The sequence below is a fragment of the Flavobacterium sp. GW823-FHT04A11 genome (assembly GCF_058796535.1).
The window spans coordinates 427235-447543 of sequence record NZ_CM179503.1; the positions used below are offsets into that span (position 1 = coordinate 427235).

The window sequence follows — 20309 nt, forward strand, 5'->3', positions numbered from 1 at the left end:
GTCGAAACCCTTTGTAATCATAAAAAAACCCGAGAAGCTTTAAAACTTCTCGGGTTTGATTTATATAAGAAACCAGATTATTTAATAATTGTCATTTCATCAATAATATTCTTCGCTCCGGCGTATTTGTCAATAATCCAAAGTACATAACGAATATCTACGTTAATTGTTCTTTGCAATTTTGGATCAAAAATAACATCTCCGGCCATAGCTTCAATGTTTCCGTCAAAAGCAATTCCAATTAATTCTCCTTTTCCGTTAAGAACCGGTGACCCGGAATTTCCTCCTGTAATATCATTATCAGTCAAAAAGTTTACTGGCATGTAACCTGCTTTATCAGCATATTGACCAAAATCTTTTGCTTTGTTTAATTCTAATAAACGTGCTGGCAAATCAAATTCCTGATCTCCTGCTTTATACTTTTTCACCATACTTTCCATAGTAGTATAATTGTTTATTTTAGCATCGTTTCTTGGGTCAGCAGGCAAAGCACGAACTTTTCCGTAAGTAAGTCTCAAAGTTGAGTTTGCATCCGGATATTGAATTGCATTTAATTTAGAAGCTCTTAAACCTTCAACCAATTCGCGGTAAGCAGTTGCAAAACCATCATCAGCTTTTGCCTGATCATCTGTTTTAGAACGGTATTTAGTCAACAAATCATTCGAAATAATATACAAAGGATCGTGTACAATCGCCAATGGTTTTGGATCAGCCATAAACGCCAATACTTTTTCTTTAGTAGTAAAATAACTTACTTCAGTAGCTTTTGCAACATCTGCAGTAAAATCACCATTATTCTCTGATTTCATTTTAGCAACTTGCGGAGCTAATCCATATTCAGAAGCTTTAGAAGCGTACAAATTCAATTGTGCAGTTAAAAGATCTTTTTCAAGCGGTGCATAAAAATCACCATACAAGTTATCGATCATAGTGTTAATCTTCGGCAACAATTCTGCTTTTTTAGCATCGTTTTCGTTGTAATAAGCAATTAATGCGTTTCCTAAGTTTGCCGGTCCCGCAGCATAAGCTGAAGTACGTAAAAGCTGCATTAAGTAATTATCGTGACGCGCTTTTAAATTCGTTTCTCTGTAATAATCATTAATAGTTGGAATTACATTTTCGTATTTTTGACTGTTTGCAGGTTTCGTTGCCCATTCATAAAACTTGTCTTCCTGTGCCGTTTTAGCATCTACAGTTCCCGCTTTTGTTAAAGCGTCGATCATTCCCTGACGGTTTTTCCAGTAATTTGCTGTCGAAGCATATTTAGACGCATATTGTAAACGAACAGTTGCATCTTTATCCATATACTTTTTCATTTGATCCATTCCGGTTTTTGCACCTTCAACCCATGCAGGATAAGCATATTTTATATTTTGCTCAATTCCACCTGCAGGCATCCATCGGTTTGTTCTTCCCGGATATCCGAGAATCATTGCAAAATCATTTTCTTTTACACCTTTTATACTTACAGGTAAATAGTGTTTTGGTTTCAAAGGCACATTTTCTTTAGAATAAGTTGCCGGATTTCCATCTTTATCAGCATACACTCTAAACATAGAGAAATCTCCTGTTTGACGAGGCCATTCCCAGTTATCGGTATCCCCACCAAATTTACCAACACTTTCCGGCGGCGTTCCTACTAAACGAACATCTGTATAATCCTGATAAACAAAATAGTAATATTCATTTCCCTGAAAGAAAGGACGAACAGAAACGGTATATTTTCCGCCTTCATTATTCTCTTTTTCAATTAAAGCAATTTCCTGCTGAATGATTTTGTTTCTTTCCGTTTCCGTCATGGTATCATTTACTTTTGACAAAATTCTTTTGGAAACGTCATCCATACGAACAAAGAAACGAACGTATAAAGATTTTGGTTTCATCTCTGCAGTTCTTTCTTTTGCCCAAAAACCATCTTTCAAATAGTTTTGTTCTGCTGTAGAAAGTTCTGCAATGGCATTGTATCCACAGTGATGATTAGTTAAAACCAATCCGTCTTTAGATACGATTTCAGCTGTACATCCACCGTTAAATTGAACAATCGCATCTTTTAAACTATGGTGATTGATACTGTAAATTTCCTCGGCTGTTAATTGCAAGCCCATTTTTTCCATATCTCTATGGTTCAATCTTTCGATAAACATCAAAAACCACATTCCTTCATCGGCTCTTACCGGAAAAGCCATCAGACACATGGTCAAGAATAATACTATTTTTTTCATGTCATTTTGTTTAAGTCATGCGAATATAGCTCATTTTCGTAACAATACCCAAAACTATATATCAGATTCCAAACATATGAAATGTATTTTGCCATGATTTTACGAAATTCATAATTTATGAAAGCGAAAGTTTTAAGCCAATATCAAGATTAAAAACGAATTCCTTCACTAAAACTTTAATTAAAAGAAGAAAAAAGTTTTAAAAACTAAAGTTAATTGTAAAAATAAACCTTCAATTAAAAATAAATAATATAAATTATTTCTTACAATAACTAATTATATAAATTTGCTCCAATATTAAAAACAAACACAAATGAGAAAATTATTAGTAGCAATTGCATTATTAGTAGCAACTATTTCTAATGCACAAAAAGGTTCAATGTTATTAGGTGGTAATGTGGGATTTACTTCTGAAAAAATAGGTGATTCTAAATCAGAAAATTTTGAATTCTCACCAAAAGTAGGATATCAGTTTGCTGACAAATGGACTGCAGGAGTTGAAGGTTCAGTTATGACTTTTAAAACTTCAGGATTTGATAAATCAGAAAAATATAAAGTGGGAGGATTTTTACGTTATTCCAGTCCGCTTTCTGAGTTATTTTCAGTTTATGCAGATTTAGGAGCCGGTTACCAAAATGCTTCATTAAATAATGCAAAGGGAATGTATGCAAGTCTTACTCCTGCTTTGTTTATTAATATGAAAAGAGGATTTGGTTTAAACTTTTCTATAGGAGGTATTAATTATGATAATCTTGATGGTAAAAATGATCCAAGAGAAGAACGTTTAGGTTTTGATTTTGGAAAAACTTTTAACATCGGGATCTCTAAAAACTTTGGGTTATAATCTTAATAAGATAACCTGATTGCTTTTGTTTATTCGCTAAAAAGCAAAAACCCGACAATTACTTGTCGGGTTTTTTATATTTATAAAATTAGAATTTACTCATTTAGCATTTTCCAAAGTTTGTCTTTTAAATCTGTCAAACCTTGTTGTGCAACAGATGAAATAAACATATACGGAATATCCTTGAAAGCAACGTCTAATTCTGTTTTCAATTCTGCTTTAAGCTCGTCATCCAGCATATCACATTTTGATATTACCAAAAGACGCTCTTTATCCAGCATTTCAGGATTATATTTTGTTAATTCATTCACCAAAATATCATATTCGGCCTTAATATCTGGCGTGTCAACAGGAACTAAAAACAACAATGTAGAATTACGCTCAATATGACGCAGGAAGTAATGTCCTAAACCTTTTCCTTCTGCAGCACCTTCAATAATTCCCGGAATATCAGCAATTACAAAAGATTGGTAATCTCTGTAAGCAACAATTCCTAAGTTTGGTTTTAAAGTGGTAAAAGGATAATCGGCAATTTTTGGTTTTGCAGAAGTCAAAACAGATAATAAAGTTGATTTTCCGGCATTTGGAAAACCTACTAAACCAACATCTGCCAAAACTTTAAGCTCTAAAATCACATCCATTTCTACACCCGGTAAACCTGGCTGTGCATAACGTGGCGTTTGATTTGTTGAACTTCTAAAATGCCAGTTTCCTAAACCTCCCTTTCCTCCTTTTGAAAGAATTCTTTTCTCACCATCTTCGGTGATTTCGAATAAAGTTTCTCCGGTTTCTTTATCTTTTACGACAGTTCCTAAAGGCACTTCGATAAATTTATCTTCTCCATCAGCACCTGTACTACGGTCTCCTCCTCCATCTCCACCATGTCCGGCTTTAATATGACGGGCAAATTTTAAGTGAAATAATGTCCATAAACCTTTATTTCCGACCAAATATACGTGTCCACCGCGACCACCATCACCACCGTCCGGGCCTCCTTTTTCAATAAATTTCTCTCTATGTAAATGCGTAGATCCTTTTCCTCCCTTTCCGGAAGAAACATATATCTTAACGTAATCTACAAAATTTCCTTCTGTCATTTTCTTTAATTTCAGATTTTAGATTTTGGATTTTAGATTGCTCTAAATCGTATTACTAAGCTCTATTGTTTTTAGCATTCCCAGCTTCGTTTCAGTGCAAACTGTGACTGAATACTGTGACTGAAAACTATTTTATTCTCTCTACTCTTTAAGTGCTTTTACCAACACTTTATCAATCTTTACGCCATCCATATCTAATACTTCAAGCACAAATTTTTGCCAATATAATTTTTCACCTTCTTTTGGAATATGTGAAAGTTCGGTCATAATCATTCCGCTTACGGTGTTTACTTCGTAGTCGTTGGTCAACTCATCTAACTCGAAATAAGTCAAGAAATCGTGCAATGAATAATGTCCGTCAACCAGCCAAGAACCATCTTCTCTTTCGATTAGCTGAAATTCATCTTTATAAAACTCAGAGGCATCTCCCACCAAAGCTTCCAGAATATCATTCAAAGTAATTATACCCTGAAAAACCCCATATTCATCAGAAACTAAAGCATAATGTACGCCTGTTCTTTTAAAATTTTCCAACGCTTTGTAAGCCGTTGTCTGCTCCATTAAATACGGAGGATCTGTCATAATTGCCGATAAATCAAAATGATCGCTTTCGATATTAGCAAATATATTTTTAAGCGTTACAATACCAACAATATCATCGTAGTTGTCGCTGTAAACAGGATAAACAGTATGCAAATCCGTTAAAACCAATTCTTTGATTTTAGCTCTTTCAGCGTTTAATGGCAGCATATCAACTGATTTGCGATGTGTCATTAACGAATTTACTTTTCTGTCGCCAATATGAAAAACACGTTCCACGATATCCTGTTCAATTTCCTGAACTTCTCCAACTTCTGTTCCTTCTTTTATTATCGCTTTAATTTCTTCTTCGGTAACTTTTCCGTCAGCAGTTGGTTTAATCTGAAGCACATTCAGTAAAAAATCTGTTGAAGAAGTCAGTAACCAGATAAATGGCGCCGTAATAATCGAAACTACTTTCATTGGCATCGCCACCATTTTGGCAATTGATTCCGGATAATTTAATCCAATTCTTTTTGGAAGTAATTCTCCTAAAACCAAAGAGAAAAAAGTTAAAACAACCACCACAATTCCCACTGCAACTGAATGTGCATAAGGTTTTAAAACTGCAAATCCGCTTACAAAAGTTTCTACATCTACAGTGATTTTGTCACCACTGTAAATACCCGTCAAAATCCCGATTAAGGTAATCCCGATTTGTACGGTTGATAAAAATTTATTTGGGGAATTAGCAAGGTCAAGAGCCGTTTTAGCACTTTTATTTCCTTTTTTAGCGGCTGTTTCCAGTCTGTTTTTTCTTGCTGAAATAAGTGCAATTTCAGACATGGAGAAAACTCCGTTTAATAGTATTAGAAAAAATATTATTAGTATTTCCATTTTTGAGTTTAAAGTTTAAAAGTTTAAAGTTAAATGTTTTCGGAAACTTATTTCAAATTTCTTTCTAAACATTTAACTTTAAACTTCAAACAGATTTTATTACAAATTATCTATAACTGATGTTAATCGCTCTGTAATTTCTTCAATAGTTCCGATACCGTTTACGGCATGAAACTTATTTTGTGCTTTATAATAACCAATTAATGGCGCTGTTTTTTCGTTGTATTCCTGATATCTTACGCGAATTTTTTCTTCGTCCTGATCATCAGCTCTTCCGCTTGTTTTTCCTCTTTCTAATAAACGTGCTACCAGAATTTCATCATCTGCTTCTAAAGCAATTGTAGCGGTAACGCTTGAACCAATTGTTGGTAAAAATTTATCTAACGCTTCTGCCTGATCTAATGTTCTTGGATAACCATCGAATAAAATACCATTTGAATCTAAATGTTTGTTTACTTCATCGATTAACATTGCTGTTGTAACTTCACAAGGAACCAATTCGCCATTGTCCATGAAAACTCTTGCTTTTTTTCCTAATTCGGTATCATTTTTTAAGTTAAAACGAAATATATCTCCTGTAGAAAGATGTGTTAATTTGTATTTTTCTTTTAAAAATTCTGCCTGAGTCCCTTTTCCTGCTCCTGGCTTTCCAAATAAAACGATGTTAATCATAATGTTAGTTTTTCTTTACTTCCAGATTGTAATGCAGGAAGTTTAAAATGAATATATAGTTGTGTTTTTGTTTAATATTATTCTGCTAATTTGTATACTTCAGAAAGATTTCTTCCCAAACCATCGTAGTCTAAACCATAACCCACAATAAATTTATTTGGAATTCTGATTCCAACGTAATCAATCTTAATGTCTTTTTTATACGCTTCAGGTTTAAAAAACAAAGTAGCGATCTTAAAGTGCTTAACGTTTTGTGCTTTAAACAAATGTTTCAATTCTTCGATTGTATTTCCGGTGTCGATAATATCTTCGATAATAATGACAGTTCTGCCAGTCAAATCCTGGTTAATACCAATTAATTGTTTGACTTCATTGGTGCTTTCCGTACCTTCATAAGATGCCATTTTGATAAACGAAACCTCGCAAGGGCTTTTATATTTTTTAAGAAAATCGGCGACAACCATAAATGCGCCATTCAAAACGCCAACAAAAATAGGCGTATCATCACCAAAATCATCTTCAACCTGAGCCACCATTTTTGTTAAGGCAAAATCAATTTCTTTTGCCGAAATAAACGGAACAAATTGTTTATCGTGAAGTTGTATCATTATTTTTTATGTTTTAAAACAAGCGACAAAGATACAGAATTAGAACTAAAATCTAAGTATCAAAATAGTACGTTGATTTATTTTTTTATGAATGTTAAATATCAGTTAATGTTTACAAATCCTTTCTTAAGTATATTTTTTAATTTATTAAATTGTTGTTGTATAAATATTTAACCCCAGACAATGATGAAAACAGCAATACAAACATTTTCAATATCATTTTTAGTCTTAATGACGGCTTGCAACGGACAAGTGAAGAAAGAAGAAAAAGAAGCCCTGGCAAAACAACCTTCCAATGTTGTAAAAACTGCCGTAGGCGAAATTACTTTGCCGCCGCCTTTTGCAACAGAATCTAAAACAAAAAACAGTAAAGTTATAGGCTGGCCGGAAGGAAAAACTCCAATTGCGCCACAAGGTTTTACGGTAACAAAATTTGCCGATGGTTTCGAAAATCCGCGTTGGACATATATTGCGCCAAACAACGATATTTTTGTTGTTGAAAGCGGAACCCGAAGCAGCAAAAACCAAATTACGGTTTTGCGCGATAAAGACAAAGACGGGAAATTTGAAACCCGCGAGGTTTTTATCACAGATTTAAATAAACCTTTTGGAATGCTTGTTCTTAAAGACTTTTTTTATATCGCCAATACAGATGGTTTGTATAAATATCCATATAAAAATAATCCGCTAAAACTGGAAACCAAAGGCGTTAAAATCCTTGAACTTCCTGCCGGAGGTTACAACAACCACTGGACAAGAAATTTACTTGCCAATGCTGACGGGACAAAAATTTATGTTTCTGTAGGATCCGGAAGTAACGTTGGTGAGAACGGAATGGATAAAGAAGTGCGTAGAGCTGATATCTTAGAAATTAACCCTGATGGAACGGGCGAAAAAATCTACGCATCGGGACTTAGAAATCCGGTTGGAATGGATTGGAATCCGGTAAATAAAGAACTTTGGACTGCTGTTAATGAGCGTGATGAATTGGGAGATGATTTGGTTCCGGATTATATTACAAGCGTTAAAAAAGATGGTTTTTACGGATGGCCCTATTCTTATTATGGTAATATTCTTGATCCAAGAATGAAAGGCGAACGCAAAGATCTGGCTGCAAAAGCAATTGTCCCTGATGTTTCGGTTGGTGCGCATACGGCTTCTTTAGGATTGGCTTTTTATACTAAAGATAAATTTCCGGCAAAATATAAAAACGGAGCTTTTGTTGGTCAGCATGGTTCCTGGAATCGTGCAAAAATTTCCGGTTACAAAGTAGTTTTTGTTCCTTTTGCAAACGGAAAACCTTCCGGAAAACCGGAGGATTTTTTAACCGGTTTTATTTCTGATGAAGAAAAAGCTGAAGTTTATGGGCGTCCGGTTGCCGTTACCGTTATGAATGACGGATCGCTTTTGGTTAATGATGATAGCGGAAATACTATTTGGAAGGTTACGGCTAATAAATAATTCCAAATTTAAAAATTCCAAATTTTGTAAATCATTTAAACACATAGAAACATAGTTGCTTTGTATTAAAAAAGGCGTTTCACTTACAACAATTCACATAGCTATGTGTGTTTAAACAAGTGAAACGCCTTTTTCGCAAACATAAGTCTATGTCTCTATGTGTCTAAAAATAACACCAACCAAACTATAAATCTCTTATGATTAAAAATAAATACTGCTTGCTTCTTTTTGTGCTTTTTGTTTTTCAAAACATTACAGCACAGAAAAAAGAGAGCAAAAATATTGATTCTCTTAAAACAGAAAAATTAGACGAAGTTGTCATTAGTCCGCTTCATATCAATACTAATATTCTCAATACGCCGGCTTCTATAGGGATTTTATCCAAAAGTGATCTGCTGCAAAATAATTCTACCGATATTACAACAGTAATTAATACAATTCCGGGTGTGTTTATGCAATCGTCGAATTTTACGACAAGTCGAATTTCGATTCGTGGAATTGGCGCCAGAACAACTTACGGAACCAATAAAATCAGGGCTTTTTATGGAAGTATTCCTTTGACTTCAGGAAACAGCGAAACCGTTATTGACGACATTGATCTTGAAAACCTCAACCAAATTGAGATTATAAAAGGTCCGCTTTCCAGTATTTACGGAGCAGGTTTGGGCGGAGCGATTTTAATTTCACCTCAACTTTCAAAAGCAAAAGGACAAAGCGCCGGCGTGAGTTCTGTTTTTGGATCTTATGGTTTATTAAAAAATAGTTTGAATTATAGTTTAAATGAAAAACAAGGAAGTTTAAACATTAGTTATCACAATTTAAAAACTGATGGCTGGAGAGAAAATAGCGCGTACAATCGGGAAGGAATTACGCTTGCTGGAGAATTATTCAGAAAGAAAAACAGCAAACTGACCTATTTTACCCATTACACTCATTTAAAAGCTTTTATTCCGAGTTCAATTAATAAAGATGTTTTTGAAAATAATCCGCAATTGGGTGCGCCAACTTGGGTTGCTTCGAAAGGATTTAAGGAATACAAATCGACTTTGGGCGGATTGGCGTATGATTTTAAAATCAGTGACAACTTAAATAATTCGACTTCGGTTTTTATTAATTATAAAGACAGCAACGAGCCAAGACCTTTTGATATTTTGCATCAGTATACTTTTGCAACCGGAGCAAGAACGCAATTTTCGGGCAATTTTAATATTAAGGAAACCAAAATTGATTTTATCGCGGGTGTGGAATATTTTACAGATACTTATAGCGGAAATACTTTCGAAAATTTATACCAGCAAAATAATGGTTTGGGAAGTTTGCAGGGAAATCAACTTACGGAGACAGATCAGAAAAGACATTTCTATAATATATTCTCACAGCTTAGAACACAACTTTCGGATCATTTTGAAATTCAGGCAGGAATAAATTATAACAAAACAGAATTTGAACTAACGAATTATACCGAAAAATCCAATCAGGAATATAGTTATGACGGTATTTTTTCGCCACAATTGTCTTTATTATTTAAGCCAAATTCACAACAAACCATTTACTTGTCAGCAAGCCGGGGTTTTTCATTGCCGGCTACAGAAGAAACACTTACGAGTGAAGGCACAATCAATACCGATATAAAACCTGAAAATGGCTATAACTTTGAACTTGGTGGAAAATTCTATTTTTTCAACAAGAAACTTTACACGGAAATTGCTGTTTACCGAATGGAAATTAAAGATTTATTGGTGGCAAAAAGAGTTGGCGACGATCAATATGTGGGCGCAAATGCCGGCAAAACATTTCATGAAGGAATTGAAATTACGGTAAATCACAATTGGCAAATAAATAGATTTTTCGCTTTAAACTCTTATTTTGGAGCTTCTTTGGGCAATTATGAATTTAAGGAATTTGTTGATTCGGGCAATGATTATTCGGGAAATAAATTAACCGGAGTTCCGGCAAATAAAATTAATGCTGGTTTAAGTTTAAATACTCGTTTGGGAATTTACTTTAACGCCGATTATCAGTATGTGGATAAAATTCCGATGAACGATGCTAATACTGCTTTTTCAGATTCTTACTCCATAATCAATTTAAAAACCGGTTATCGATTTGAGATTCTGCCTAAATTAACTTCTCATTTGGCAGCTGGAATAAACAACGTAACGAATGAAAAATATGCTTCTTTAATTTTGCCAAATGCGGTTGCTGTCGGAAATGCATCTCCTCGATATTATTATCCCGGACTTCCTGTAAATTATTACGGTAGTATTTCATTAAATTATTTATTTTAGATGATTCAAATCAAATCTAAAAAAATGCCTTCTGAACTACAGGAAAAATTGGATTATGTAACGGCTTGCAGAGCAAACCGATCTTTGGCTGCTCAGGATATTTTAGAGAATCAGTCTTTATTTGCTGAACTGGTTTCTCTATGTTTTTCCATTTCTGATAAAAATCATCACCGGGCTTGTTGGGTTTTAGAATTTGTATCGTATGAAGAATTACTTTGGCTACAGCCTCATCTTGATTTTTTTTGTTCGAATTTACAATATCTGAAAGATGAAAGCGCCATTCGGCCAATTGCAAAAGTGATTCAGCTTTTAGTAAAATCCCATTATAAAAAAGCAGAAGACAGCATTGTTCTTTCTGAAGAAAATCTTCAAAATTGTATTGAAATTTCTTTTGACTGGCTCATTAATGATGTCAAAGTAGCGACAAAAGCCTATTCCATCAGAACATTATATCTTTTAGGAAATCATTACGACTGGATTCATCCTGAACTTCGCATTATTCTGAACAAGGATTTCGGAGATCATTCTGCAGCGTATAAAGCTGTTGCCAAAGAGGTTTTGAGAAAAATAGAATGATAAAAAACAAAAAGAGGACATCTGTTAGGTAGATGCCCTCTTTTTTTACTACTCAATAAATAAAAAAACTAAACTTCGCTTAAAACCTTATTTATTGGGGGATATTTAAAATTTAAAGCGAAGAAAAAATTCGTTAGAGTTTTTTGAACTTGCCAGTACTTCACCCGTATTGGCTTCATAAGCATAACCAAATGTAAGGTGTTTGCTGATTGTTACTGCTGCAATTCCTGCATAGGCATTATTTACTCTGTAACTTCCGCCTATTTCTAAAAACTCCTGGATTTGAAGCATCAAATTAAGATCTACAGAAAGTGGCGCACCATTAACATAACGCATCATAAAAGATGGTTTTAAGATTAAAAGTGTGGTTGTTTCAAGATCAAAATTGTAACCACTGCTTAAATAAACATGGGGTCTGTCTGTAGCAACGGCTGTATAACCGTCTTTGTTTTTTGCACGTTCCGTATTTAGTATTCTTGGGACAGAAAGGGATACAAAATATTTGTCACTTTTTAATAAAGCTCCTACTCCTACGTTTGGATTAAATTGATTGATATTCGTCAAAGCCGGATCAGACTGGTTCGAATAGGTCTCAAGACCGGAAGTATTTACATTATAAAAATTACCTCCAGCTTTTATTCCGAAATACAAATCAGTAAGTTCACCAACCTGCATTTTGTATGAAAGGTCAATTCCTAATTGGGTTTGTTTTTCGATAAATGTTTTATCGTACACCATAGAAATTCCCAATCCTATATTTCCTCCTACCGGCGTTCCAAAAGAAATAGCCTGAGTTTCCGGAGCATTTTCAATTCCTGTCCACTGCTTACGAAATGTAGTTGCCAAAGCAGTTTCTCCGTCTACGCCTACATAAGCCGGATTCACCAAATTCATGTGGTAACGATATGTTGTAAGTATGGTTTCTTGTTGAGCAAAAAGCATACTACTAAAAAGTAGTAATGCTCCCGCCAATATATTTTTAATTATTTTCATTTCTAGAATTTTATTTTTTTACAATTACCTGTTAATGTAGATCCAACCTTGTCTGTCAATTGTTCCATCGCCATCTAAATCAATTTGATAGAAATAAGAACTCGCTGCAGGCAAAGTGCTTGAATTACTTTTAGCATGCCCGTCCCAATCATTTTGGTAATTTTTGGCAACAAAAACTTCTGCTCCCCAACGATTAAAAACTCTTACTGTTGAATTAGGATAATTTTCGATATTAGAAATAACCCATGTATCGTTTATACCATCTCCGTTTGGAGTAAATGCTTCAGAAATATTCATCTGATCCTTATCACAAGCATCTCCTAAACCATTATTGTTACGGTCTTCCTGATATGGATTTGAAGTAATCGGGCAATTATCAGTTGAATCTGAAATTCCGTCATTATCATCATCAGTATCACAATTGTCTAAAATTCCATCTTTGTCATTATCTCCAAAGGAGTTTGTAACGGTCACTTTTGCATTTGCAGATGCCGTGTTTCCGCTTTTATCAACTACCGTTAAAACAACAGTATTTACTCCAACATTGGTACAATCAAAAGAAGTTTTGTTAAGCGTTATTGTAGCGATTCCACAATTATCTGAACTTCCGTTATTAATCTGGTCTGCAGTTACAGAAACATTTCCTGCCGCATCAAGCTGAACTGATATGTCTTTCGTTACCACAATTGGAGCAATATTTTCAAGTATAGTAACTATTGCCGTTTCAGAAGAAATTTCTCCGTTTGCGCCAGTTGCAGTAAGTGTTACAGTGTTTGCTCCCGCATTAACACAAGTAAATGAAGATGGAGAAACTGATAAAACTGGTGCAGCTCCACAAACCGTTATTGAACCATTATCAACATCAGCCGCTACGATTGAAGCGTTTCCTGAAGCATTAAACGGAATAGTAATATTTTTTGTTAGCACGATTGGTGCTGTTTTGTCTACAATTGTTACTGTTGCAGGTGCAAAAGCAGTATTTCCACTAGCATCTGTAACTGTCAGAGTAACACTGTTAGCCCCAACATTAGAACAATTAAAAGTGTTTGGAGAAACAGCAAAAGTTAATGTCCCGCCACAAACATCTGTGGATCCATTATTAACATCGGTTCCTGTTATAAAAGCGTTTCCGAAACCATCAAGCTGAACGGAAATGTTTTTTGCTAAAACAGTTGGTGCAATTTTATCCTCAACTGTAACAATAGCATTTTTAACAGCTGAATTTCCGTTGCTGTCTGTTACTTTTAACTGAACTGTATTTGCTCCGATATTAGCACAAGTAAAGGAAGTTATATCCAATTCTATTGTAGCAATTCCACAATTATCTGTTGAATTATCATCAACATCAGCAGCCTGAATGGTAACATTTCCTGCCGCGTTAAGCTGAACTGTGATGTTTTTTACCACAACTATTGGTGCAGTTTTATCTTCAACTTTTACTATTGCCGTTGCCGTTGCGGTATTTCCGCTTGCATCTGTAACGGTTAAAGTCACCGTATTATCTCCAATATTAGCACAAGTAAATGTATCCGGTGAAACACTTAAAGTTACACCTCCGCAAAGATCTGTCGATAGATTATCAACAGCTGCGGCAGCAATTGTAACATTTCCTGCTGCATCAAGCTGAACTGTAATATCTTTTGCTGAAGCAATTGGCGCAATTTTATCTTCAACTGTAACAATTGCATTTTTTACAGCTGAATTTCCATTATTGTCTGTTACTTTTAACTGAACTGTATTGGCTCCGATATTAGCACAAGTAAAGGAAGTTATATCCAATTCTCTCGTATCGATTCCACAATTGTCTGTCGAATTATCATCAACATCAGAAGCCTGAATGGTAACATTTCCTGTCGCATCAAGCTGAACTGTGATGTTTTTTACCACAACTATTGGTGCGGTTTTATCTTCAACTTTTACTGTTGCAGTTGCCGTTGCGGTATTTCCGCTTGCGTCCGTAACAGTTAAAGTCACCGTATTATCTCCAATAGTAGCACAAGTAAATCTATCTGGTGAAACACTTAAAGTTACGGCTCCGCAAAGATCTGTCGAAAGATTATCAACATCTGCGGCAGCAATTGTAACATTTCCTGAAGCATCAAGCTGAACTGTAATATCTTTTGCTGAAGCAACTGGCGCTTCGGCATCAACTACAATAACATCATAGTTACAGGTTTCTGTATTTCCGGCGGCATCTGTTGCTGTCCAGGTTACAGTTGTTGTTCCTACAGGAAAAATGGCTCCGTGTAGTGTAGCCGAATTATTGAAATTATTTAAAAGGGAAACAATAGAACAATTATCTGCTGCTGCAGCATCTAAACTATTGTCTGTTATTGTAAAACTGCAAACACCTAAATCATTGTTGTAAGATGCAGCAGGAACAGCACATGTAATAGTTGGTTTTTCTGCATCAACCACAGTAATGTCATAAGTACAGGTTGTATTATTTCCGGAAGCATCTGTTGCTGTCCAGATTACAGTTGTAGTTCCAACAGGAAAAATTGCTCCGTTTAATGTAGCCGAATTAGTAAAATCATTTGAAAGGGTAACTGTAGAACAATTATCTGTTGCTGTAGTATCTAAACTATTGTCTGTTACTGCAAAACTGCAAACACCTAAATCATTATTGTAAGATGCAGCAGGAACAGCACATGTAATAGTTGGTTTTTCGATATCTTCAACAGTTATCGTTGCGTTTACTGAAGAAACATTTCCATTGTTATCCGTAACATATAAAATAACATCGTGAGTACCAAGATCTGAACAAGAATAGGTTATTGAGGATCCTGCCGTTGCAATTGATGGTCCATAACCAAGCTCAACTGCTAATCTTTTAGGAGTACCACCACAAGGATCTCCAAAAGTAAAATTATCAGCGTAAATACTCGCATTTGTCTGTCCGATAAAATTAGCGGAAACCTTACTTACACTAAAAAAAGCGTCACACCAGCCTAAATTAAAACTGCCACAACTTCCACCCGGCGTTCCATAGCTTGCAAAAACCACATTTGTAAAAACTCCTGATGGCGCAGCAAGTGATAAAAGACTTCCTTCATTAACAACACTACAAACAGTACCTGAAGTTGCGGAGGCAATTTTATAACTGCTAATTACGCAATTGTCAGTACTGTTATCATTTAAATCTTCAGCATTTACCGTTACATTTCCAGTTGCATCTAATTGAACTGTGATGTTTTTTGCAATTGCAGTTGGGTTTATATTATCTAAACCTGTTCCCTGAACTGTAAAAGTATAGGGATTTTCATCTGCATCATCACTTGCAATACTTACAACAGCAGTCTGCAAGCCTGTTTGAGCACAACTTGGATTAAAACGAACTGTAAATGTTCGTGAGCCCAATCCTGCAACTGTGCTAGATGCCGGCTGAGTTTCAATAGAGAATGCCGAACTGCCACTAATATCTACCAGCGGAGTGCCTGATAAAGTCAATGCATTTGTACCTTTATTTTCAATTTCAAAAGTATGGTCTAATACTGATCCGGCAGACAAAGTTCCAAATTCTGTAAGATCGCCAGCTGCAGGAGTATTATCCCCGTTTGCAATAGAAGCAGAACCTGCCTTAATATTAATTTCAGGATCAGGACTCGCAGGATAATTGACAGTTACTATTGCATAAATACCCGGATGTCCCGGAATAACATTTAAACCTTCATAATTACCAGTTGTTTTAATAATTAATTTATTTATTTGCCCCACCTTATAATCTGCCGGATTTAAACTCCAAGTGGAGAGTGTACCATTGTTAATCGGGCAGGAACAATTAGATGGAACAGTGATTTGCGACGATTGACTGATATTATTAAAATTTACTCTTTTGATTGTTGCACTACAATTGACCGTATAATTTACTTGTACCGAAACACTCGTTGGGACTCCTGATCCCGTCGATGTCCATTGAAGCCCCATATCAGAATTGTAATTATATTTATCTGTGACACAAGTGTACTGAAAAGCATTAAAGTCCGATTCTGACAGCTCATAAACCTGAGTCTGGGCAAACGATGTAAATGTTTGCAGCAATGTGACTATTATTATTAATAAAATGTGTTTTTTCATATTCAAATATGATTTTGTTTTTTTTGATTTTGATTTGTGAATCTTTATATTTTTATTTCGTTAAAAGCAATAAATTTCCTGTTCCAACTGTCAAGAACAATGGAACTTTACTTGTCTCGAAGACAAATTATTTACTAAAAGGAAAATTTAAAAACCGCCTGAAATTATAGTTTGCATTATTTAATATGCAAAATCGAAATAAGAAGTTTTTTGAAAGTTGCGAAGCTTATTCGCATTGAAGCGTAATTTTATTATCATATTGGTTAGGTTAAAATTATCCAACAAAAATATATTGAATTAAAATCGCTTAAATAGCCCATTCGGACACATCAATAGCCCGAAACGACCAACTCAATTTCAAAAAAAATAACTGTAAGTAATGGATTTCTTTATAAAATTTAATACACTGAAAATCAACAAAATAAATCTCATAATCAAAATTAAATAAATTATAAAAAAACATAATCCAAAGGCTGGAAATTGCAAAAAAGAAAGAATTTTACATTGTTTAACCTCTTATTTCTGAAGGCATTTTTCCAAAACGTTTTTTAAAATTTGCCGTAAACTTGCTGGAACTTTTATAACCCGTCGCCAGGGCAATATTTTTTATCTGCATATCGGTATTTTCAATCATCTGCATGGCGAGCAATAATTTCTTTTCTTTATGAAATTGCATCATCGAAACACCATGAACTAATTTAAAAGTCAACTTGAGTTTTGTGGCAGACATTCCAACTTTTTCGGCCAGATATTCTACGCCTAAAAAAGGATCTGTGATCGTATCTAAAAGTAATTTTTCGACCTTTGCAATTTTTCTGAATTCAGGAGTTTCTGTTGGTGTATAATTTCCAATTCTCTGGTCAAGGAATGCATTTTTGAAAAAAGTTGAAATCAGCTGAAACGTCTGTGTTTTTAAAAGTTCTTTGCTTAAAAGATCCTTTTTATTATTTTCCAGAATAACTAAAATCTCCTTAGATAATTCCTCTGCATTTGGCACAATATCCTGATACGTAATAAAACCTTTATCTGAATTCAGGAATTTTTTAATCTGATTGTCTTCGGGAAGTGTTTCAAACGAAAAATTGCGTTCTGCCCATTCCTTACTAAATCCGTACAAATAAAATTCACACTCAGAACCTTTATAAAAATAAGCGCCAACTTCAGTTCCCGGTCTTTTAAAACCCCAATATTTGCTCGAAAATGGTGTTTTATCCGCAAATGTATTTTGCAGTTTCACTTCGCTTTCAAAAACCGAAAAAGTAAGTGTATAATAATCAATAGGAAAATCGTGATCGTAAATTGCTTTGAGCATGACGTTTTTCTTAAAAGTAACACTCGTTACAATCACCCAAAAATCTTCTTCGATTTCACGATAACGCATTACTCCTTTAGAGAAAGGATTGTTTCTGTAAACGGCCTGCTCCTCTGGAACATGTCTAACCGACGGAGAATTTACAATGCTTTTTACAATAATCGCGGGAGAATTCGACAAATAAGGCAATTCAAAAAAACCATCTCTGTAAAAGTTGATGTTCTCTTTTATAAATTTAACCCACTTTCCTACGTTCATATCTTAGTTTTCTCTAAAAACAGATGGTAATTCATTGAATCTTTTTTTGAAAGCTGCCGTAAATTTACTGCCACTTTCATATCCGGTAATTACTGCGATAATCTGTATTTCGATTTGCGAATGCTGCAGTAATTGCTGAGCCAAAAGCATGTTTTTTTCTTTATGATATTGCAGCATCGAAAACCCAAAAACCGTTTTAAAATTTGCTTTTAATTTTGTTGGCGAAGTATTCACTTCAAATGCAATTTTATCAATCCCCAAAAATGTTGACTGCAAATTGTGCAGAATCATTTTTTCGGCTTTAGCCACATTAAAATAATCCAGATTGCTCAGCGATATATTATCTTTAATCCGGCTGTCTTCAAATGAATTAGAGAAAAACTCAGTAATTAACTTCATACAGCATTTGCGCAATTCTGTCGTATTTTGATGGATTTTATCTTCTTCAAGTAAAATTTTCGATATTTTGTTAGATAAGGAATGTGCTTTTGGAGCAATATCCAGCCAGGTATAAAACCCTTTCTGACCATTAAAAAACCTTTCTAAAACACCTTTTTCGCAAAATTTATCTGATTTGATATTCTTGTCAACCCATTCTTTATTCATCGCGATATTAAAGAACTTTCCTTTTGTTCCTTTATAAAAATAAGTAGCCACTTCGGTATCGGGTTTGTAAAAAGTCCAGCAAGTACTTAGCAGGACTATATCCTCTGAACCCGAAATCGGAAATCGGTATTCAAAAACCGAAAAAGATAAAATATAATAATCCTTAATATGATCCTGCGTATAGGTCGCTTTTGCTAATATATTTTCATTCATTATAAGATTCGTTTCCAGAATCCAGAAACCATCTTCAATGGTACGATAGCGCATTATACCTTTCCAAAAAGCATTATCTGTCACAATTAATTGTTTGGCAGGCGTGTGTTTTGTAATAGGTAATTTGACAAGGCTGTCTAACATTAACTGAGGCGAATTTGAAAGATAAGGCAGTTCAAAAAAATCATCTTTCAAAAGAAAAAGAAATTTCTGAATGTGGTCAGCCCAATTATTTGTGGTCATTATATTACGAAATGGATGATAGTTAAAAACAAGGTCAAACCTAAGGATTTCAAGTATATAAAACAAAACATTTAAATCACTTCTTTAAAAAAAACAGGAGATTGGAATAATTCTTTTTTGATTGAAAAATTTGAAAAATCAGCATTTCAATCCACAATAAATTGGCATTTCTATTTTATCAATTATCTTTGCACAAACACACTACAAATGAATTATTTTTCTTCTGATTTTAAATTAGGAATATTAGGCGGCGGACAATTGGGTAAAATGCTGTTGTCTGACACTAGAAAATTTGACATCCAAACTTATGTTTTAGATCCGAGTGACGAAGCTCCGAGTAAAATTGCCTGTAATAAATTCTTCAAAGGCGACTTGATGGATTATGAAACTGTTTATAATTTTGGGAAACAAGTCGACGTTTTAACTTTTGAAATTGAGCTTGTTAACCTTGAAGCTTTAACACAATTAGAAAACGAAGGTTTAAAAGTTTATCCGTCTCCAAAAACCTTAAAAGGAATTCAGAATAAAGGAATTCAAAAAGCTTTTTATACCGAAAGTAATATTCCAACCGCAGCATATTTGCGATTTGATTCACCGGAACATCTTCAAAAATCTGTTGGAAACAGTGAAATAACAATTCCCTTTGTCTGGAAATGCACCGAATTTGGTTATGATGGAAACGGCGTAAAAGTGATTCGCCAGATTTCGGATATGGATGATTTACCAAACGTAGAATGTATTGCAGAAACCATGGTTCCGTTCAAAAATGAATTGGCCGTAATTGTCTGCAGAAATCCATCAGGAGAAATAAAAACCTATCCGGTTGTAGAAATGGAATTTCATCCGGAAGCGAATCAGGTTGAATACGTAATTTGTCCGGCAAGAATCGACGAAAAAGTTGCCGAAAAAGCCAGAGCAATTGCGTTGAATGTTTCGGAAAAATTCAATCACGTTGGACTTCTGGCTGTTGAAATGTTTCAAACCAATGAAGATGAAATTTTGGTAAACGAAGTTGCCCCTCGCCCACACAATTCCGGTCATTATTCTATAGAAGCCAGTTATACATCACAATTCGAAAATCATTTGCGTGCCATCCTGGATCTTCCGTTAGGAGACACAGACAGTAAAGTTGCCGGTGTTATGGTGAATTTGGTTGGTGCCGAAGGTTTTTCAGGAGATGTAGTTTACGAAAATATCGAAACCATTTTAGGATGGAATGGCGTTACACCACACATTTACGGTAAAAAACAAACCCGTCCTTTCAGAAAAATGGGTCACGTAACGATCGTAAACGAAGACATGAACGAAGCGAGAAGAATTGCAGAGCAGGTTAAGAATACGATTAAGGTAATAAGTATATAGTTTGCAGTCGCAGTTTTCAGTCTCACGAAAAACTTGAAACCTGAAACAAAATAAACAGTCA

The 20309-nt window shown here is 34.7% G+C and carries 14 protein-coding genes; 5 read left to right on the top strand and 9 right to left on the bottom strand.

Features of this window, described 5'->3' with window-relative positions; translation table 11 throughout:
• Window positions 1-77: 77 nt before the first annotated feature.
• The gene (locus AC3QL1_RS02095; protein ID WP_492494692.1) at window positions 78-2222 is read right to left on the bottom strand and encodes a S46 family peptidase; all 2145 of its coding nucleotides are present in this window, start codon (window positions 2220-2222) and stop codon (window positions 78-80) included.
• Window positions 2223-2535: 313 nt separating this feature from the next.
• Between AC3QL1_RS02095 and AC3QL1_RS02100 the strand changes: the two genes are divergently transcribed.
• Window positions 2536-3066: an outer membrane beta-barrel protein gene (locus AC3QL1_RS02100; RefSeq protein WP_492494694.1), complete on the top strand. Its 531-nt coding sequence runs from the start codon at window positions 2536-2538 to the stop codon at window positions 3064-3066.
• 95 nt (window positions 3067-3161) lie between these two features.
• Here AC3QL1_RS02100 and obgE read toward each other — a convergent pair whose 3' ends face one another.
• The 4 genes from obgE to hpt all read right to left on the bottom strand — a co-directional run bounded on the left by obgE (window position 3162) and on the right by hpt (window position 6859).
• Window positions 3162-4163, bottom strand: coding sequence for a GTPase ObgE (obgE, locus tag AC3QL1_RS02105; RefSeq protein ID WP_294925997.1), 1002 nt, complete (start codon window positions 4161-4163; stop codon window positions 3162-3164).
• Between the two features lie 141 nt (window positions 4164-4304).
• Window positions 4305-5579 (bottom strand): hemolysin family protein, encoded by a 1275-nt coding sequence (locus AC3QL1_RS02110; protein WP_492494696.1) that lies wholly within the window; start codon window positions 5577-5579, stop codon window positions 4305-4307.
• Between the two features lie 99 nt (window positions 5580-5678).
• Window positions 5679-6251, bottom strand: coding sequence for an adenylate kinase (locus tag AC3QL1_RS02115; protein ID WP_492494697.1), 573 nt, complete (start codon window positions 6249-6251; stop codon window positions 5679-5681).
• A 77-nt stretch (window positions 6252-6328) separates the two neighbouring features.
• Window positions 6329-6859 (bottom strand): hypoxanthine phosphoribosyltransferase, encoded by a 531-nt coding sequence (hpt, locus tag AC3QL1_RS02120; RefSeq protein ID WP_492494699.1) that lies wholly within the window; start codon window positions 6857-6859, stop codon window positions 6329-6331.
• A gap of 186 nt (window positions 6860-7045) precedes the next feature.
• Between hpt and AC3QL1_RS02125 the strand changes: the two genes are divergently transcribed.
• The 3 genes from AC3QL1_RS02125 to AC3QL1_RS02135 all read left to right on the top strand — a co-directional run bounded on the left by AC3QL1_RS02125 (window position 7046) and on the right by AC3QL1_RS02135 (window position 11184).
• Complete coding sequence (locus tag AC3QL1_RS02125; protein ID WP_492497526.1) at window positions 7046-8320, top strand: PQQ-dependent sugar dehydrogenase; 1275 nt, start codon at window positions 7046-7048, stop codon at window positions 8318-8320.
• 197 nt (window positions 8321-8517) lie between these two features.
• Window positions 8518-10608, top strand: coding sequence for a TonB-dependent receptor (locus tag AC3QL1_RS02130; RefSeq protein WP_492494700.1), 2091 nt, complete (start codon window positions 8518-8520; stop codon window positions 10606-10608).
• Between the two features lie 24 nt (window positions 10609-10632).
• The gene (locus AC3QL1_RS02135; protein ID WP_492494702.1) at window positions 10633-11184 is read left to right on the top strand and encodes a HEAT-like fold family protein; all 552 of its coding nucleotides are present in this window, start codon (window positions 10633-10635) and stop codon (window positions 11182-11184) included.
• Between the two features lie 105 nt (window positions 11185-11289).
• On the opposite strand, the gene AC3QL1_RS02140 is transcribed toward AC3QL1_RS02135, so the two are convergent.
• The 4 genes from AC3QL1_RS02140 to AC3QL1_RS02155 all read right to left on the bottom strand — a co-directional run bounded on the left by AC3QL1_RS02140 (window position 11290) and on the right by AC3QL1_RS02155 (window position 18886).
• Entirely contained in the window at window positions 11290-12177 is an 888-nt protein-coding gene (locus tag AC3QL1_RS02140) for a PorP/SprF family type IX secretion system membrane protein (RefSeq protein ID WP_492494704.1), read from the bottom strand.
• 24 nt (window positions 12178-12201) lie between these two features.
• Window positions 12202-16254, bottom strand: a complete 4053-nt coding sequence (locus tag AC3QL1_RS02145) for a T9SS type B sorting domain-containing protein (RefSeq protein ID WP_492494705.1) — start codon at window positions 16252-16254, stop codon at window positions 12202-12204.
• Window positions 16255-16762: 508 nt separating this feature from the next.
• A complete protein-coding gene (locus AC3QL1_RS02150; RefSeq protein ID WP_492494706.1) occupies window positions 16763-17824 on the bottom strand; it encodes a helix-turn-helix domain-containing protein in 1062 nt (353 codons plus the stop codon).
• 3 nt (window positions 17825-17827) lie between these two features.
• On the bottom strand, window positions 17828-18886 hold the full coding sequence (locus AC3QL1_RS02155; RefSeq protein ID WP_492494707.1) for a helix-turn-helix domain-containing protein: 1059 nt from the start codon (window positions 18884-18886) through the stop codon (window positions 17828-17830).
• A 207-nt stretch (window positions 18887-19093) separates the two neighbouring features.
• On the opposite strand from AC3QL1_RS02155, the gene AC3QL1_RS02160 reads away from it, so the two are divergent.
• Entirely contained in the window at window positions 19094-20248 is a 1155-nt protein-coding gene (locus AC3QL1_RS02160; RefSeq protein ID WP_492494708.1) for a 5-(carboxyamino)imidazole ribonucleotide synthase, read from the top strand.
• Window positions 20249-20309: the final 61 nt, after the last annotated feature.